This window comes from Pseudomonas sp. HR96 (genome assembly GCF_034059295.1).
Taxonomy (GTDB): Bacteria; Pseudomonadota; Gammaproteobacteria; order Pseudomonadales; family Pseudomonadaceae; genus Aquipseudomonas.
Map to the genome: position 1 here is coordinate 4589353 of NZ_CP139141.1, position 16796 is coordinate 4606148.

At 65.5% G+C, this 16796-nt stretch carries 16 protein-coding genes and 1 pseudogene; 8 read left to right on the top strand and 9 right to left on the bottom strand.

Annotated elements, in window-relative coordinates; genetic code table 11:
* Window positions 1–25 precede the first annotated feature (25 nt).
* The 4 genes from rlmD to SFA35_RS20530 form a co-directional block, all read right to left on the bottom strand.
* Window positions 26–1411 carry a 23S rRNA (uracil(1939)-C(5))-methyltransferase RlmD gene (gene rlmD / locus SFA35_RS20515; RefSeq protein WP_320572344.1) on the bottom strand — a complete coding sequence of 462 codons (1386 nt, stop codon included), beginning with the start codon at window positions 1409–1411 and terminating at the stop codon, window positions 26–28.
* Window positions 1411–2313: a cysteine synthase CysM gene (gene cysM / locus SFA35_RS20520; RefSeq protein ID WP_320572345.1), complete on the bottom strand. Its 903-nt coding sequence runs from the start codon at window positions 2311–2313 to the stop codon at window positions 1411–1413. The genes rlmD and cysM overlap by 1 nt, the downstream gene beginning before the upstream one ends.
* Window positions 2314–2407: 94 nt before the next feature.
* Window positions 2408–3754: a histidine kinase sensor domain-containing protein gene (locus SFA35_RS20525; protein ID WP_320579150.1), complete on the bottom strand. Its 1347-nt coding sequence runs from the start codon at window positions 3752–3754 to the stop codon at window positions 2408–2410.
* A 41-nt stretch (window positions 3755–3795) separates the two neighbouring features.
* Complete coding sequence (locus SFA35_RS20530) at window positions 3796–4518, bottom strand: response regulator transcription factor (RefSeq protein ID WP_320572346.1); 723 nt, start codon at window positions 4516–4518, stop codon at window positions 3796–3798.
* Window positions 4519–4659: 141 nt separating this feature from the next.
* Between SFA35_RS20530 and SFA35_RS20535 the strand changes: the two are divergent.
* From SFA35_RS20535 to SFA35_RS20545, 3 genes and pseudogenes are all read left to right on the top strand, one after another.
* Window positions 4660–7429 (top strand): annotated as a pseudogene (locus tag SFA35_RS20535) (response regulator).
* Between the two features lie 74 nt (window positions 7430–7503).
* Complete coding sequence (locus tag SFA35_RS20540; protein ID WP_320572347.1) at window positions 7504–7941, top strand: hypothetical protein; 438 nt, start codon at window positions 7504–7506, stop codon at window positions 7939–7941.
* Entirely contained in the window at window positions 7938–8345 is a 408-nt protein-coding gene (locus tag SFA35_RS20545; protein ID WP_320572348.1) for an META domain-containing protein, read from the top strand. Before SFA35_RS20540 ends, SFA35_RS20545 begins: the two co-directional genes overlap by 4 nt.
* 72 nt (window positions 8346–8417) lie before the next feature.
* On the opposite strand, the gene SFA35_RS20550 is transcribed toward SFA35_RS20545, so the two are convergent.
* Window positions 8418–8888, bottom strand: a complete 471-nt coding sequence (locus SFA35_RS20550) for a TlpA disulfide reductase family protein (RefSeq protein ID WP_320572349.1) — start codon at window positions 8886–8888, stop codon at window positions 8418–8420.
* Between the two features lie 84 nt (window positions 8889–8972).
* Between SFA35_RS20550 and arsC the strand changes: the two genes are divergently transcribed.
* Genes arsC through SFA35_RS20565 form a run of 3 tightly spaced genes read left to right on the top strand, consistent with a single transcriptional unit; the run spans window position 8973 to window position 10636 of the window.
* Window positions 8973–9326, top strand: a complete 354-nt coding sequence (gene arsC, locus SFA35_RS20555) for an arsenate reductase (glutaredoxin) (protein WP_320572350.1) — start codon at window positions 8973–8975, stop codon at window positions 9324–9326.
* Window positions 9323–9919 (top strand): NAD(P)H:quinone oxidoreductase, encoded by a 597-nt coding sequence (wrbA, locus tag SFA35_RS20560; protein WP_320572351.1) that lies wholly within the window; start codon window positions 9323–9325, stop codon window positions 9917–9919. The genes arsC and wrbA overlap by 4 nt, the downstream gene beginning before the upstream one ends.
* 45 nt (window positions 9920–9964) lie before the next feature.
* Window positions 9965–10636: a DNA-3-methyladenine glycosylase I gene (locus tag SFA35_RS20565; protein ID WP_320572352.1), complete on the top strand. Its 672-nt coding sequence runs from the start codon at window positions 9965–9967 to the stop codon at window positions 10634–10636.
* 24 nt (window positions 10637–10660) lie between these two features.
* On the opposite strand, the gene ttcA is transcribed toward SFA35_RS20565, so the two are convergent.
* Window positions 10661–11485 carry a tRNA 2-thiocytidine(32) synthetase TtcA gene (gene ttcA, locus SFA35_RS20570; protein ID WP_320572353.1) on the bottom strand — a complete coding sequence of 275 codons (825 nt, stop codon included), beginning with the start codon at window positions 11483–11485 and terminating at the stop codon, window positions 10661–10663.
* A gap of 191 nt (window positions 11486–11676) precedes the next feature.
* On the opposite strand from ttcA, the gene SFA35_RS20575 reads away from it, so the two are divergent.
* Together SFA35_RS20575 and SFA35_RS20580 are read left to right on the top strand one after the other, a co-directional pair.
* Window positions 11677–12279 (top strand): Yip1 family protein, encoded by a 603-nt coding sequence (locus SFA35_RS20575; RefSeq protein ID WP_320572354.1) that lies wholly within the window; start codon window positions 11677–11679, stop codon window positions 12277–12279.
* Between the two features lie 88 nt (window positions 12280–12367).
* Complete coding sequence (locus tag SFA35_RS20580; RefSeq protein WP_320572355.1) at window positions 12368–12859, top strand: SprT family zinc-dependent metalloprotease; 492 nt, start codon at window positions 12368–12370, stop codon at window positions 12857–12859.
* Window positions 12860–13017: 158 nt separating this feature from the next.
* Here SFA35_RS20580 and SFA35_RS20585 read toward each other — a convergent pair whose 3' ends face one another.
* The 3 genes from SFA35_RS20585 to SFA35_RS20595 form a co-directional block, all read right to left on the bottom strand.
* Window positions 13018–14349, bottom strand: a complete 1332-nt coding sequence (locus tag SFA35_RS20585) for a dicarboxylate/amino acid:cation symporter (RefSeq protein ID WP_320572356.1) — start codon at window positions 14347–14349, stop codon at window positions 13018–13020.
* 383 nt (window positions 14350–14732) lie between these two features.
* Window positions 14733–16079, bottom strand: coding sequence for an ATP-binding protein (locus SFA35_RS20590; RefSeq protein ID WP_320572357.1), 1347 nt, complete (start codon window positions 16077–16079; stop codon window positions 14733–14735).
* Complete coding sequence (locus tag SFA35_RS20595) at window positions 16076–16753, bottom strand: response regulator (RefSeq protein WP_320572358.1); 678 nt, start codon at window positions 16751–16753, stop codon at window positions 16076–16078. The genes SFA35_RS20590 and SFA35_RS20595 overlap by 4 nt, the downstream gene beginning before the upstream one ends.
* Window positions 16754–16796 lie beyond the last annotated feature (43 nt).

The window sequence follows — 16796 nt, forward strand, 5'->3', positions numbered from 1 at the left end:
TGCTGGGCCGGCAGGAGCCATGCTGTCACGCGCCAGTCGGATTAGACGGGCCATCCTGGCCCGCTTCGAATAACGCCATCGCCTCGACATGCGCGGTTTGCGGGAACATGTCGAGGATTCCGGCCCGTTTCAACCTATAGCCCTGCTTGAGCAACTGCACCGTGTCGCGGGCCAGCGTTGCCGGGTTGCAGGACACATACACCAGGCGCCGTGCGCCCAGTTTGCCGAGATGCTCCACCGCTTGCGCGGCGCCGTCTCGTGGTGGATCCAAGAGTACCGCAGAAAAGCCTTCGCTGGCCCATGCTGCTCCGGCCAGTGGTGCAGCCAGGTCCGCCTGATGGAAGCTGGCGTTGCCCAGGCCATTGCTCGCGGCATTGGCCCGCGCCCGCTCCACCATGGCGCCCACGCCCTCCACCGCCACCACCTCGCGGGCCTCGCGAGCCAGCGGCAGGGCGAAGTTGCCCAAGCCACAGAACAGGTCCAGCACACGCTCCTCGGCTTGCGGGGCGAGCCAGTCGATGGCCTGCGCGATCATCGCCGCGTTCACCGTTTCGTTGACCTGCACGAAGTCGCCGGGGCGATACGCCAGCTGCAGGCCCCAGGGCCGCAACTCGTAGCCCAGCGGCTGCGCCGCTGCAAACGGCTGCGGTTCGCCCTCACCCTGCAGCCACAGCTGCGCGTGGTGGGCCTGGCAGAACGCCTGCAACGCCGCCAGGTCGACCTCGGCCAAGGGTGCTACGTGACGTAACAGTAGCGCTTCGCCAGTACCACTGAATAACTCGACATGCCCGATCACCTGCGGCTTTACGAAGCCTTGGAGCAATCTGGGCAGGTCTTGAAGGATGGCTTGCAAAGGCTGTACCAGCACCAGGCAGTCGTCGATCGGGACGATATCCTGGCTGGCCACCGCGCGAAAACCGACGTCCAGCCGCCGCGCCTTGCTGTCCCAGCGCACGGCAATGCGCGCACGGCGCCGGTAGGCCAGCTCCGGGCCGACCAGCGGCGCGACCCATTGCTCGGGTTCGATGCCGGCAACCCGCGACAGCTGTTCGGCCAGTTGCTGCTGCTTGAGTTGCAGCTGTGCGCTGTGCGGCAGGTGCTGCAGGCTGCAACCGCCGCAGCGGCCGAAGTGCTTGCAAGGCGCGACCCGCCGTTCGGCGCTGGCGACGATGACCCGCTCGGTGCGGGCCTCGACCACCTTGCCGTGGCTATTGAGGACCCGGGCCTCGACTTCCTCGCCGGCCAGGGCGCCGTTGACGAACCAGGTGCGGCCTTCGAAGAAGGCAATACCGCGGCCGTCATTGCTCAGGCGTTCGATGCTCAGACGCTGCTTCTTGCCCGCCGGAAGCTGGCTGGTGCGGGTTCCGCCGGTGGGCTGGAAGCGCAGCCCGGGCTTGCCTTTGGCGGCCATCAGTTGGGCGCGTCGAAGATGCCGCTGGACAGGTACCGGTCCCCACGATCGCAGACGATCGCGACAATCACCGCGTTTTCCAGCTCCTGGGACAGGCGCAACATCGCTGCCACCGCCCCCCCCGATGAAACCCCGCAGAAGATGCCTTCTTCGCGGGCCAGGCGCCGGGTCACGTCCTCGGCTTCGGCCTGGGCCATGTCGACGATGCGGTCGACGCGTTCAGCCTGGTAGATCTTTGGCAGATATTCCTGCGGCCAGCGGCGGATGCCCGGAATGGCGGCGCCTTCCATCGGCTGCAGGCCGACGATCTGCACCTGCGGGTTCTGCTCCTTGAGGTAGCGCGAGGTGCCCATGATGGTCCCCGTGGTGCCCATTGAGCTGACGAAATGGGTGATGGTGCCCTGGGTCTGCTGCCAGATTTCCGGGCCGGTGCCGTTGTAGTGCGCCTCTGGATTGTCACCATTGGCGAACTGGTCGAGCACCTTGCCGCGGCCTTCGGCCTGCATCCGCTCGGCGAGGTCGCGCGCGCCCTCCATGCCCTCTTCCCGGGTGACCAGGATCAGCTCGGCGCCATAGGCGGTCATCGCCGCCTTGCGCTCGGCGGTGGAGTTGTCGGGCATGATCAGGATCATCTTGTAACCCTTGATCGCCGCGGCCATGGCCAGGGCAATACCGGTGTTGCCGGAGGTGGCTTCGATCAGCGTGTCGCCGGGCTGGATCTGCCCGCGGCTCTCGGCGCGGTTGATCATCGACAGCGCCGGGCGGTCCTTGACCGAGCCGGCCGGGTTGTTGCCCTCGAGCTTGAGCAGGAGAGTATTGCGGGTGTCACCGCCCAGGCGCTGCAAGCGCACCAGCGGCGTATTGCCGACGCAGTCGGCGATGGTGAGGTACTGCACGGTCATGGTGTATTCGCAATCCAGCCTGCGGGGGTCGCCTATCATACCGGCAAACGCTGCCAGTCCATATCACGCAAAGTGCAGACAGCTGATCGTCTGGTTATAAGGAGGCATCTGCCAGTACGGTAGCAGGGGATGGTTCGACCGCCCGGCGCAGGCGCAGATTGAGCCGCAGGCCATGGCGGGTGTTCTGCGCCCACAGCGCCCCGCCCTGGGCCTGCAGGGCGTTGCGCGCAATGCTCAGGCCAAGGCCGAAGCCGCCGTCGCCGGGCCGTGAGCCGTCCAGGCGGATGAACGGGTCGAAGATCCGCTCCAGATCCTCGGCTGCTACGCCGCCGCCTTCGTCGTCAAGCCACAACAGCCACTGTTCGCCTTGCAACTGGCCATGCAGGCCGATGCGGCCATGGCTGGGCGAGTGGCGGATGGCATTGCGCAGGATGTTTTCCAGGGCCTGGGCCAGGGTGTCGAGGTCGCCCAGTACCCAGCATTCAGCGGGCACGGTGCACAGTAACCGGGCTGCGGGCCAGCGGGTTTCAAAGCAGGCGTTCTCCGCCACCAGCTCCCACAGCGCCTGGACCTGGATCGGTTCCGGCACGCGCGGGCTGCGTTCGGCGTCGAGCCAGGCCAGTTGCAGGGTGTCCTCCACCAGCCGCTGCATGCCATCGACCTCACGCACCAGGCGTTGGCGCAGGCGTTCGCCGTCCAGCTCGCTGTCACCGGCCACCTTCAGGCGGCTCAGCGGGGTGCGCAATTCATGGGACAGGTCGCGCAGCAACTGGTGCTGCAGGGCCACCGTGCCCTGCAGGCGTTCGGACAGCTGGTCGAAGGCGCGACCCAGCTCGCCCAGTTCATCCTTGCGCGTGGTCGCCGCCGGCGACAGGCGCACGCCCAGCGGGTCGGCGCGCCAGGCGTTGGCCTGCTCGCGCAGGAGATTGAGCGGGCGAATCAGCAGGCGGTACAGGCCGGCGCAGAACAACAGGGTCAGCAGACCCGGCAACAGGCCATTGATGATCAACTGCCAGGCCAGTGCATAGCGGCCCGGCAGCATCGGCGCCGGCAGTTGCAGGACCAGGCTGCCGCGCTGCGGCGCCCCCGGGAAGTCCAGCCTGAGCCAGGGCAGGGTCTTGCTGTGCCGGCTTACCGGCCAGTCGACGCCACGCAGGAAGGTCATGTGCCGGTGCATTTCGGCGCTCAGTGGCTGACTGCCCAGCGGTTGCAGATCGGCGCCCACCAGGGTCGCCGGGCTGTCGGGATGGACCTCGGCGTACGCCGCCAGCCAGCGGTCGGCCCCCGCCTGGCCGCCGTCTAGCCAGGCCTGCTCGGCTTCACGGGCGTAGCCGCGCAGCTCGGCGCGGGCCTGCTCGGACAGGTTGGCGTTGCGCTCCTCGACGTAGCGCCCCACCCACCAGCTCAGGCTGATCATCAGCAGGCAGAAGGCGACCAGCATGATCGCCAGCTTCCAGAACAGCGAATGGCGCCCGGGCAGTTTCAACTGTCCAGCTCGCGGCTGCTCAGCACATAGCCTTTGCCCCACACCGTGCGCAGCTGGCGCTCGGCGTAACCGATGGCCTTGAGCTTGCGGCGGATCTGGCTGACGTGCATGTCCAGGCTGCGGTCGTGCTGCGAATAGCCGCGCTGCAGCACGTGCTGATAAAGGAAGGCCTTGCTCAGCACCTCCTCGTGCTGGCGGTGCAGGGTTTCCAGCAGGCGGTACTCGCTGGGGGTCAGCCCGGCGGCACGCCCGTGGCGCGACACGTCGCAGGTCTGCTCGTCGAACGCCAGGCTGTCGGCGATCAGGGTTGGCTGCGGCTCGCGACGGCGTCGCTCGAGGGCCACGCGGCGCAGGATGGCTTCGACCCGCACGTGCAGCTCGTCCATGCTGAACGGCTTGGGCAGGTAATCGTCGGCGCCGCGCCGAAAGCCACTGATACGGTCGCTCTCGGCGCCCAGCGCCGACATCAGAATCACCGGCACCGCCGTGCTTTCGCGCAGGCTTTGCAGGACGTCGAGGCCGTTCATGCCGGGCAGCAGGATGTCCATCAGCACCACGTCGAAAGCCGGGTCACGCGCCAGGTCCAGGCCCTCGCGGCCATTGCGGCACCAGGTGACCTGGAACCCGCAGCGACCCAGCTGCTCGTGGACGTAGGCGCCCAGCACCGGGTCGTCTTCGATGGTCAACACGCGGGGCACGACAGGGTTCGCGGGAGTCATTGACGGCTGCACTTAATTCTCGTTCAGCGATTATTCAGTATCCTCGGACACCCCGCAAGCCACCATTTTCCCCGCCAAAGGTGCACTGCCCGGCCAGTCGGGGTATTTTGCCCACAGGACCAAATTGCCCGGGAGACAGGCGTGTTGAAAAAGCTGGGGATAAAGAGCCGCGTGCTGCTGCTGGCCTTGCTGCCCACCGGGCTGATGGCGGTGGTGCTGGGCGGCTATTTCATGTGGTTGCAGCAGTCGGAGCTCAACACCCAGTTGCTGCGCCGCGGGCAGATGATCACCGAGCAGCTGGCGCCGCTGGTGGCGCCGGCCATGGTGCGCAAGGATCAGGCCTTGCTCGAGCGCATCGCGGCGCAGGCCCTGGAGCAGACCGACGTGCGCTCGGTGTCCTTTCTCGCCGCTGACCGCACGCCCCTGGCCCACGCCGGCCCGAGCATGCTCAACCCGGTGCCGCTGGGCAACAGCACCCAGCTGCTGGAGCGCAGCGGCAGCGACGCGACCCGCTACCTGCAGCCGGTGTTCGGCCGCCATCGCGACCTGGCGGGTGAAGCGGTGCCCAATGAAAGCGACCGCCTGTTCGGCTGGGTCGAGGTCGAGCTGTCCCACGACGGCACCCTGCTGCGCGGCTATCGCAGCCTGTTCGCCAGCGTACTGCTGATTCTCGCCGGGCTGATGGCCACCGCCCTGCTGGCCCTGCGCATGAGCCGCGGGATCAGCGGGCCGGTGCGGCAGATCAAGCAGGCCGTCACGCAACTCAAGGACGGCCACCTGGAAACCCGCCTGCCGGCGCTCGGCAGCCAGGAGCTGGACGAACTGGCGGCGGGCATCAACCGCATGGCCGAAACCCTGCAGAATGCCCAGGAGGAGCTGCAACACAGCGTCGACCAGACCACCGAGGACGTGCGCCAGAACCTTGAGACCATCGAGATCCAGAACATCGAGCTGGACCTGGCGCGCAAGGAGGCGCTGGAGGCCAGCCGGATCAAGTCCGAATTCCTCGCCAACATGAGCCACGAGATCCGCACCCCGCTCAACGGCATCCTTGGCTTCACCCACCTGCTGCAAAAGAGCGAGCTGACCCCGCGTCAGCTGGACTACCTGGGCACCATCGAGAAGTCCGCCGACAGCCTGCTCGGCATCATCAACGAGATCCTCGACTTCTCGAAGATCGAGGCCGGCAAACTGGTGCTCGACAGCATCCCCTTCAACCTGCGCGACCTGCTCCAGGACACCCTCACCATCCTCGCCCCGGCCGCCCATGCCAAGGGCCTGGAACTGGTCAGCCTGGTCTATCGCGACACACCGCTGTCGCTGATCGGCGACCCGCTGCGGCTCAAGCAGATCCTCACCAACCTGGTCAGCAACGCCATCAAGTTCACCCGCGAGGGCACCATCGTTGCCCGCGCCGAGATGCAGGATGAGAGCGAAGACAGCGTGCAACTGCGCATCAGCGTGCAGGACACCGGCATCGGCTTGTCGACCCAGGACGTACGCGCGCTGTTCCAGGCCTTCAGCCAGGCCGACAACTCGTTGTCGCGCCAACCTGGCGGCACCGGCCTGGGCCTGGTGATTTCCAAGCGCCTGATCGAGCAGATGGGCGGCGAGATCGGTGTCGACAGCGAACCGGGCGAGGGCTCGCAGTTCTGGGTCAGTTTGAGCCTGCCCAAGGCCCGCGACGACGCCGAGGACCTGCCGGGCCCGCCCCTGCAGGGCCGGCGCATCGCGATCGTCGACGGCCATGAGCTGGCCCGCCAGGCGCTCAAGCACCAACTGGAGGACTGCGGCCTGGAAGTACTGCCGTTCAATTCCCTGGACCGCATGGCCGACGGCATCAAGGCCGCGCGGGCCGGTGGCCAGCCTATCGAACTGGCGGTACTGGGCATCACCCACCACGAGATTTCCCCGGAAAAACTCGGCAAGCACCTGCTTGGCCTCGACCAGCTGGGCTGCCAGGCGCTGGTGCTGTGCCCGACCACCGAACAGGCGCTGTTCCATGTTGCCGTACCCAACGCCAACAGCCAGCTGCAGGCCAAGCCAGCCTGCACGCGCAAGCTGCGCCGCGCCCTTGGCGACCTGGTCAACCCCAGGCGCCTGCGCAGCGACAGCGAGCAGCCGCCCAGTGATCGGCCGCCGCGGGTGCTGTGCGTCGACGACAACCCGGCCAACCTGCTGCTGGTGCAGACCCTGCTCGAAGACCTCGGCGCCCTGGTGCTGGCGGTGGACAGCGGCCAGGCGGCGATCCAGGCGGTGCAGGAAGACAGCTTCGACCTGGTGCTGATGGACGTGCAGATGCCCGGCATGGACGGCCGTGAGACCACGGAAAAGATTCGCCTATGGGAAAGCGTACAGCCTGGCCCGGCGTTGCCGATCGTCGCCCTCACGGCCCACGCCATGGCCAACGAGAAGCGCGCCCTGCTGCAGAGCGGCATGGACGACTACCTGACCAAGCCGATCAGCGAGCGGCAACTGGCCCAGGTGGTGCTCAAATGGACCGGTCTGGTGCTCGGCCCGCAGCAAGTGGAGCGCAGCCAGGAGGATCAGCCCGACGACCCGAGCCTGCTGGTGCTCGACCCTGCCGAGGGCCTGCGCCTGGCGGCGGGCAAGGCGGACCTGGCCGCCGACATGCTGGCCATGTTGCTGGCCTCGCTGGCGGCCGATCGTGATGCCATTCGTCAGGCCCGCGAGGCCGATGACCATAATGCCCTGATCGAGCGTGTGCATCGCCTGCACGGCGCCACCCGCTACTGCGGCGTGCCGCAACTGCGGCGTGCCGCAACTGCGGGCCGCGTGCCAGCGCAGCGAGACCCTGCTCAAGCAGAACGACCCGGCGGCCATGGCAGCGTTGACGCAACTGGAAGAGGCGATGACCCGCCTGGAGCAACAGGCGCGGGTCAGTGCGTGAAAGGCCGGGGCATCATGCTAGACTGCCGCGCAGATTTTGCGGCCTGCCCTTTTGGTGGCCGCGCCGGAGGACCGATGGTCGAACACGATTTCCGCTACAGCCTGCTGAGCCCGCAACACACCTTGATCGAATGCCGCGCCCTGGTGCCAGGCCGCTATCAGGTCACCGGCAACGGCGGCTCGATCCATAACGACGACGTGCTGCTGGTGACCCTCAAGGGCAGCAAGGACCTGAGCATGCGCCTGACGGTCGAAAAGGTCCGGCACCTGATCAACCCGCGCGGGCAATGGGTGGCCGTGGCCAAGGGCCCGGTGTTCGGCGAGCTGGCAATTCATCAGTGGACCGTCAACTGCGACGGCTGCCAGAAAGCCCTGAACTTCGAGTTCGCGGTGGACGCCAAGCTTGGTGCCAAGGCGCAGAAGCCGGCGGCCAGTGCGCGCATCGCCGAGCTGGGCTGGCGCAGCGAGGGCGAACGGCACCTGTGCCCGCAGTGCCAGGCAGGCGCACTGTGAACCGGCTGGCCCTGACTGCCCTGCTCGGCGCCACGCTGCTGGCCGGTTGTGCTGGCCATTCGTCCAAATTGCAGGCCGAACGCACCTATTCGGTGGAGTGGATCGGCGACCGGCCGCTGCTCGACAACAGCCACCTGACCCTGACCCTGGCCAGCGACGGCCGCGCCTACGGTACCGCCGGCTGCAACCATTGGTTCGCCGCCTACACCCTGGCGCACCATCACCTGAACTTCGCCACCCCCGGCAGCACCCGGCGCCTCTGCGCCCCGGCGGTGATGGAACAGGAGCAGCGTTTCCTCAAGGCGCTGGAGACCGTGCAGCGCTGGGACATCCAGCCCAACGAGCAACTGCGCCTATGGCCGGAGAATGGCCAGCCATTGCGGCTCTGGCCCGAGGAAGGCTGACCAGGGTCAGGCAGGCCCGGCGGCCGCTCGGGGGCTTGGCCCCCTGCCAGGGCGGCCGCCACCGAGTCGATCCTACAACCCTCCGGCAGCCTTGAGCCGCGCCAGCACACTGCTCGCCGTCTGTTCCCCCAACAGCTGCTCGCGCACCTTGCCCCTGGGGTCGATCAGATAGGTCACCGGCAGCCCTTGGCTCTCCGGCAGGTCGAACCTGGGTGCGGGGTTTTCCGCCAGCACGGTGTAGTCGATGCCCAGGGTCTGGCTGGCCTTGCGCAGCTCCTCGCCCTGCAGGTTGTCGAAGTTGACCCCGACCACTCGCACCCCGGCAGCCTTCACCTGCTGCGCCAGGGCATTGAACTCGGGGATTTCCCGACGGCACGGGGCGCACCATTCGGCCCAGTAGTTGACCACCCGCCAATGCTGGTCGAGTTCCCCGGCAGCGACCTTGCGCCCGTGCTGATCGACACCGTAGTCGCCAGCGCCACAGCCCCCCAGCGTGAACGCCAGCAGTACCACCGCCAGCGCATGCGAAAACTGCCTTGCCACTGCCCTCTCCTCTTCATCGGGATGACGTATCACCAGCCGCCACGGTTAGAATAGCCACCTCTTCAGGCTGGATGCGACTGCCCCATGACCGATCTGACGCTGTACCACAACCCACGCTGCTCGAAATCCCGGGCTGCCCTCGAGTTGCTGGAGGCCCGCGGCCTGCAGCCGACCGTGGTGCGCTATCTGGAAACACCACCCGACGCCGCCACTCTCCAGCACCTGATCGACCTGCTCGGCATTGGCGCGCGGCAGTTGCTGCGCACCGGTGAAGACGAGTACAAGGCGCTGGGCCTGGCCGACGCCAGCCTGGATGACGGCCAGCTTGTCGCGGCCATGGTCGCCCATCCAAAGCTCATCGAGCGGCCCATTCTGGTCAACGGCAACCGCGCCGCCATTGGGCGGCCCACCGACAACCTGCTGGAGATCCTGCCGTGAGCGCCGGTTACATCCTCGTGCTGTATTACAGCCGCCATGGCGCCACCGCCGAGATGGCCCGCCATATCGCCCGCGGCGTCGAACTGGGCGGCCTGGAAGCGCGCCTGCGCACGGTGCCCGCCATCTCCGCCGAGTGCGAAGCGGTGGCCGCGGACATTCCCGAAAGCGGAGCCTTGTACGCCAGCATCGACGACCTTAAACACTGCGCAGGCCTGGCGCTGGGCAGCCCGACGCGCTTCGGCAACATGGCCGCGCCACTCAAGTACTTTCTCGACGGCACCAGCACGCTGTGGCTCAACGGCGCGCTGGTCGGCAAGCCGGCCGGGGTGTTCACCTCCACCGCCAGCCTGCATGGCGGCCAGGAGTCGACGCTGCTGTCGATGATGCTGCCATTGCTGCACCACGGCATGCTGATCACCGGCCTGCCCTACAGCGAGTCGGCGCTGCTGGAGACTCGGGGCGGCGGCACCCCCTACGGCGCCAGCCACCACGCCGGTGCCGACGGCAAGCGCGCCCTGGACGAACAGGAAATCGCCCTGTGCAAGGCCCTGGGTTCGCGCCTGGCCGCCACCGCTGCGCGGCTGGAACCCTGAGCGTTCGCCGCTGCCTTACGAAGCCCGGTCGAGGATGTGAAGTAGATGCAGGATTACAAATGGCTTAACGAATACTGCCTGAACCGGTTCGGCTCGGCGAAGGCGTTGCAGGCCCAACTGCCGGTAGCGCAGACCCCGGCCCAGCTGCGCAGCATTGGCGCCGATCGGTACCTGTCGACCATGGCCTTGCGGGTGTTCCGGGCGGGCCTCAAGCACAGCCTGGTGGACGCCAAGTGGCCGGCGTTCGAGCAGGTGTTCTTTGGTTTCGACCCGGAAAAAGTCGTGCTGATGGGGGCCGAGCACCTGGAGCGACTGATGCAGGACACCCGCATCATCCGCCACCTGGGCAAGCTCAAGAGCGTGCCGCGCAACGCCCAGCTGATTCTCGACGTGGCCCATGAGCACGGCAGCTTCGGCCAGTTCATCGCTGACTGGCCGGTGACCGACATCACCGGCCTATGGCAGTACATTGCCCGGCATGGCAACCAGATGGGCGGTCTGTCTGCGCCGCGCTTTCTGCGCATGGTCGGCAAGGACACCTTCATTCCCAGCTGGGACGTGGTCGCGGCGCTCAACGCGCAGAACATCGTCGACAAGGTGCCGTCGAGCAAGCGCGACCAGGCCGCCGTGCAGGCGGCGTTCAACCAGTGGCACGCCGAGAGCGGGCGACCAATGTGCGAGCTGTCGGCCATGCTGGCTTTTACCGTGAACCACTAGCCGGAGCGAGGGTAGCGTGGCTGTTTAGAGATTGACCACCGAAACGAACCGCGATGCCGCCGTCTCGTCGATCTTCAACCCGCCGAAATCGAACAGGTTGCGATCCGCCAGTTGCGACGGCACCACGTTCTGCAGGCCGCGGAAGATGCTGTCAGTGCGCCCCGGGTGCTTGCGCTCCCACTCCACCAGCATGTCCTTGACCACTTGGCGCTGCAGGTTTTCCTGGGAGCCGCAGAGGTTGCACGGGATGATCGGGAACTGCTTGAAGTCGGAGTAGGCCTGGATGTCCTTCTCGTTGCAGTAGGCCAACGGGCGGATCACCACGTTGCGGCCGTCATCGGCCCGCAACTTGGGGGGCATGGCCTTCAGCGAGCCATTGAAGAACATGTTGAGAAAGAAGGTTTCGACGATGTCGTCGCGGTGATGCCCCAGGGCCATCTTGGTTGCGCCGATCTCGTCGGCAAAGGTGTACAGCGTGCCGCGGCGCAGGCGCGAGCACAGCGAGCAGGTGGTCTTGCCTTCGGGAATCAGCTCCTTGACCACCGAATAGGTGTCCTTCTCGACGATGTGGTACTCGATGCCCAACTCCTTGAGGTAGGCCGGCAGCACATGCTCGGGAAAGCCGGGCTGTTTCTGATCCATGTTCACCGCGACGATCTCGAACTTGATCGGCGCCACCTTCTGCAGGTGCATCAGCACGTCGAGCATGGTGTAGCTGTCTTTGCCGCCGGACAGGCAGACCATGACCTTGTCGCCATCCTCGATCATGTTGTAGTCGGCGACCGCTTCCCCGGCCAGGCGACGAAGACGTTTCTGCAATTTGTTCTGACTGACCGAAAGAGTGCCCATCTGGAATCCGCGCGAAAGGTATGGCAAAGCCGGGCATTTTACCTGCAAAGGCCGAGCCGCTGTCACCCCATGCCGACCAATTACGCATTGCCGCTTACCGCCACAAGACATCAGATTGAAAGAGCGATTCGCTCTAAAAAACCTGCCCCCGCTGGCTCATACTCGTGGCAGGCATCCCATGGAGCACCGTCATGATTCATCACGTCGTGGGCTTGTTCACCCACCCCGATCAAGAATGGCAAGACATCCGTGGCGACAGGGAAGTCAGCCTTGGCCGGCTGTACTTCACCCACACCCTGATCCTCGCCCTTGTTCCGGCCATTGCCGCATTCATCGGCACCACCCGCACCGGCTGGGTGATCGGCGAGCGCCCTGCCGTACTGCTCAGCGGGGGTGATGCGCTGTGGATGGCCGGCATGTCGTACCTGGCAATGCTCGCCGGGGTGGCAGTGATGGGCATGTTCATCCACTGGATGGCCCGCACCTACGATGCCTACCCCAGCTTCGCGCGCTGCGTGGCCTTCGCCACCTACACCGCGACGCCGCTGTTCATCGGCGGTCTGGCCGCGCTGTATCCGCATCTGTGGCTGGGCATGCTGACCGGCACGGCGGCGATCTGCTACACCGTCTACCTGCTTTACGTCGGCCTGCCGACCTTCATGAACGTGGCCCGTGACGACGGCTTCCTGTTCGCCAGTTCGGTGCTCGCCGTCGGCCTGGTGGTGCTGGTGGCGATCATGGCGCTGACCGTGATCATCTGGGGGCTGGGGGTCGGCCCGGTGTATGTGCCGTGAGCATGCCGCATGTCGCCGGGGGCTCATCAAGCGGTCGGCAGCGGCCGGGTGATGGGGCATAATTGCTCGATCCGGAGATTGACCCAGCATGCCCGAGCAACTCGAGTCCCGCGTCGAAGCCTGTTTCCAGCAGGCTGAAGACTTTTTCAAGCGCTCATTCAAGCGACCGCACGTCAGCCTCAAGCTGCGAGGGCAAAAGGCCGGCGTCGCCCACCTGCACGAAAACCTGCTGCGCTTCAATTCGCAGCTGTACCGCGAGAACCGCGAAGACTTCCTGCGCCAGACTGTGGCCCACGAGGTGGCGCACCTGGTGGCCCACCAGCTGTTCGGCGACCGGATCCAGCCCCATGGCGAGGAGTGGCAGCTGATCATGCGCGGCGTCTACGAGCTGCCGCCCAACCGCTGCCATACCTACGAGATCAAGCGCCGCGGTGGCACCCGATATATCTACCAGTGCCCTTGCACGCCGGAATTCCCCTTCACCGCGCAGCGCCATGGCCTGGTGCGCAAGGGCCGGCGCTACCTGTGCCGACGCTGCCGGGCGCCGCTGGTGTTCAGTGGGCAGACGCGGGTGGAGTGAGTGTGGCCGTTGGTCAAGCCCGCGTTCCCTGGCTTGCAGGCGGAACAAACCGGCCTGGCGGCCTCTCGGGGGCTTTGCCCCCTCCCACCGGCAGGCAGCTTTGCCCGCCCAACAAAAAGCCCATCCGAAGATGGGCTTTTTTTGTCGCTAAATGACGCTTAGCGTTGGTTGACGACGGGTGCTTCAGCCACACCCAGGTCGTCTTCCGGCACCAGATTGGTCAGCGGCGGGCTGCCGGCGGCCAGTTCAGCGGTCATGCGCGACTCGTCCAGCTCGCCGACCCACTTGGCCACTACCAGGGTGGCGACGGCGTTGCCGACCAGGTTGGTCAAGGCGCGCGCCTCGGACATGAAGCGGTCGATGCCCAGGATCAGCGCCAGGCCGGCAACCGGCAGGGTGCCCACAGCCGAAAGGGTGGCAGCCAGGACGATGAAGCCGCTACCGGTAACACCCGCTGCGCCTTTGGAAGACAGCAGCAGCACCAGGATCAGGGTGATCTGGTGAGTGATGTCCATGTGCGTGTTGGTTGCCTGGGCGATGAACACCGCAGCCATGGTCAGGTAGATCGAAGTACCGTCCAGGTTGAACGAATAACCGGTCGGAATCACCAGACCCACCACGGATTTCTTCGCCCCCAGGCGCTCCATTTTCACCAGCATGCGTGGCAGGGCCGACTCCGAGGAGGAGGTACCCAGCACAATCAGCAACTCTTCACGGATGTAGCGGATCACCTTGATCACGCTGAAGCCATGCAGCCGCGCAATGAAACCTAGCACCAGCAGCACGAACAGCAGGCAGGTGATGTAGAAGCAGGCCATCAGCTGGCCCAGCTGCACCAGCGAACCCACGCCGTAGGCGCCAATGGTGTAGGCCATGGCGCCCAATGCACCGAGCGGCGCCAGCTTCATGATCATGTTGATGATGTTGAACATGGCGTGGGCGAAGCGATCGATCAGGTCCAGCAACGGCTTGCCGTAGGCACCCAGGCGATGCAGGGCGAAACCGAAGATCACCGAGAACATCAGCACCTGCAGAATGTCGCCGTTGGCGAAGGCGCTGAAAATGGTGTTCGGGATGATGTTGAGGATGAAGCCGACCACGCTCTGATCCGCGCCCGCCGCTACATAGGAGGCGACTTTGCTGACGTCCAGCTTGGTCGGATCGATGTTCATGCCGGCACCTGGCTGCACGACATTGACCACGACCAGGCCGATGATCAGGGAAATGGTCGATACCACTTCGAAGTACAGCAGCGCGTAGCCACCGGTCTTGCCCACCGACTTCATGCTCTGCATACCGGCAATGCCGCTGACCACGGTGCAGAAGATGATGGGGGCGATGATCATCTTGATCAGCTTGATGAAGCCGTCACCCAGGGGTTTGAGCGCAACGCCGGTTTGTGGGTAGAAATGCCCGATCAGGACACCGACGATGATCGCGAGGATCACTTGGAAATACAGGGATTTGTAGAGTGGCTGACGAGTCGTCATGGCAAATTCCTCAAGCGTACCGTTCGGCATCCATCCACTGGTGCCTTGATACCCGAACACGAACCCTCCTGCGCTGGAGGGATTTTTGTTTTGTCGAGCTGCTGGTGAGCAGGACTCTAGGGCGTTGTATCGCAAACCCCATGCCACAAGTCGAATTTGTCCTATTGACGTTGTGGCAAAGGCACCGGAACCGTTTGAGCACTGAATGCCGCGCCAGACATTCGGCGGTTTTTCGCCACATCAACGCCAAACCGGGTTCGCAGTGGCGGCAAACCGCCATCTCAGAACCGGTTCAGTCGAGGTCGATGTCGTCTTTAGTTACAGTTATAGCCCATGGCGAATGCATGGGGCGGGGGGGCGAGCGGCGAGCGGGGCCGCCAGGGTCAGACGGGTTGCAGGCGAACCCGGAAAGCGGCGCCGCCCAGGCTGGAGTCGCCCAGGGTCAACTGCGCGCCGTAGCTTTCGATGATGTCCTTGACCACCGCCAGGCCGATGCCTTGGCCGGGGTTCTGCCGGTCCAAACGTTCGCCACGCTTGAGAATGCGCTCGCGTTGACTGACCGGGATGCCGGGGCCGTCGTCTTCGACCCACAGTTCAAGCCCTTCCTCCAGATAGATCAGGCGCACACGCACTTGGCCCAGGCATAAGCGATAGGCGTTTTCCAGCAGGTTACCGAGCATTTCCAGCAACCCGCCCTGCTCCATCGGCACCAGCCCGGGGGCCGGAACATCGAAGCTGGCGCGCACGCGCTTGTCGCGATAGACCTTGTCGAGGGTGCTGCACAGGCTGTCGAGCAGCGGCTGCAGTGCCACCTGGTGGCGCACCAGGCCACTCTTGCGCAGGCTGGCACGCTGCAGCTGGTAGCCGATCTGCTGGCTCATGCGCTCGATCTGAGCCTGAAGAATGCGCGCCTGCTCCAGGTCCTGGGGGCGCTGGGCAATGGTTTCGCTGACCCCTTGCAACACCGCCAGTGGGGTTTTCAGGCTGTGCGCCAGGTCACCCAGGGAGTCGCGATAGCGCCCGCGCTGCTCACGCTCGCTGCGCAGCAGGCGGTTGAGTGAGTCGGTCAGGCGCAGCAGCTCGCGGGGGTGCTGCTCGCTCAGGCTCTCGCGCTCGCCCGACTCGATCTGGTCGAGCTCCAGGCTGAGCTGACGCAGCGCGCGCAGGCCCCAGGTCATGCCGCCCCAAAGTAGCAGCAGCAACACCAGCAGGGCCAGGCCGAAGCCGAACGACAGCTTGGAGCGCAAGCCGGAGAGGGTTTTCTGGTAGTCGCGCACCGGCTGGAAGGCGACGATGCTGTAGGCCGCACTACGGCCGCCGAGCAATTTGACCTCGACGTCGTAGACGAAGAATTCGGTGCCGTCGGGCTGATGGGCGCGGGAAAAGACGTTGCCGCCGCCGTCGTAGCGTGGTTTGTAGTCGATGTTCTCGTTAGCCGACGCCCGCGAGCGCCAGACCATGTTGCCCTGGCGGTCGTAGATGTAGCCCAGCAAACGGCTCTCGGGCAGGTTGAACTGCTCGTCGGGGAGCAAGGCTGGCATCTGCAGCTGGTCGTTCTCGATGCGCGCGGCAGAGATCAGCGTGGTCACGTCCGAGGCCAGGCGCTGCTCGATGGACTCACGCAGCGCCAGGCTGAAGGCCTTCTGCAAGGCCGGCAGCAGGGCGATCATGAACAGCACGGCGAGCAAGGCCGCCGCTGCCATCAGCCGCAAGCGCAGTGATCGAATCATCGGCAGCGCTCGGTAAACAGGTACCCCAGGCCCCTGACCGTGTCGATCGGACGAAACCCGCGATCGCCTTCGAGCTTGCGCCGCAGACGCCCGACCAATACCTCGATGACGTTGGGATCGCGCTCCTCGTCATCGGGGTAAAGCTGCTCCATCAGGCGGTCCTTGGCCACCACCTGTTGGTGATGGCGCATGAGGTACTCGAGGATGCGGTATTCGAAGGCGGTCAGCGCCAGGGGCTGCTCGTCGAGACTGGCCTGCTTGCGGTTGATGTCCAGTACCAGCGGGCCGGCGGTGATGGTCGATTGGGTGAAACCGCTGGAACGCCGCAGCAAGGCGTTCAGGCGTGCCTCCAGCTCTTCGAACTGGAAGGGCTTGACCACGTAGTCGTCGGCGCCGGTGGCCAGGCCCTGGACCTTGTCTTCCCAGTTGCCGCGAGCGGTCAGGATGAGGATGGGAAACGTCTTGCCCTCGGCGCGCAACTGGCGGATCAGGTCCAGGCCGCCCATGCCCGGCAGGCCGAGGTCGACCACAGCCAGGTCGTGGTTGTACTGCTGGGCGTGGTAAAGCGCCTCTTCGGCATTGGCCACGGCCTCGACCACATGGCCGCTGGCGGACAGTCGGGTCTGCAGGTGATGACGCAGCAGGGCCTCATCTTCAACCACCAACAATTTCATAGTGCACTCCGGGAATGTAGGCAGCGTATTGCAACGCGCAGCA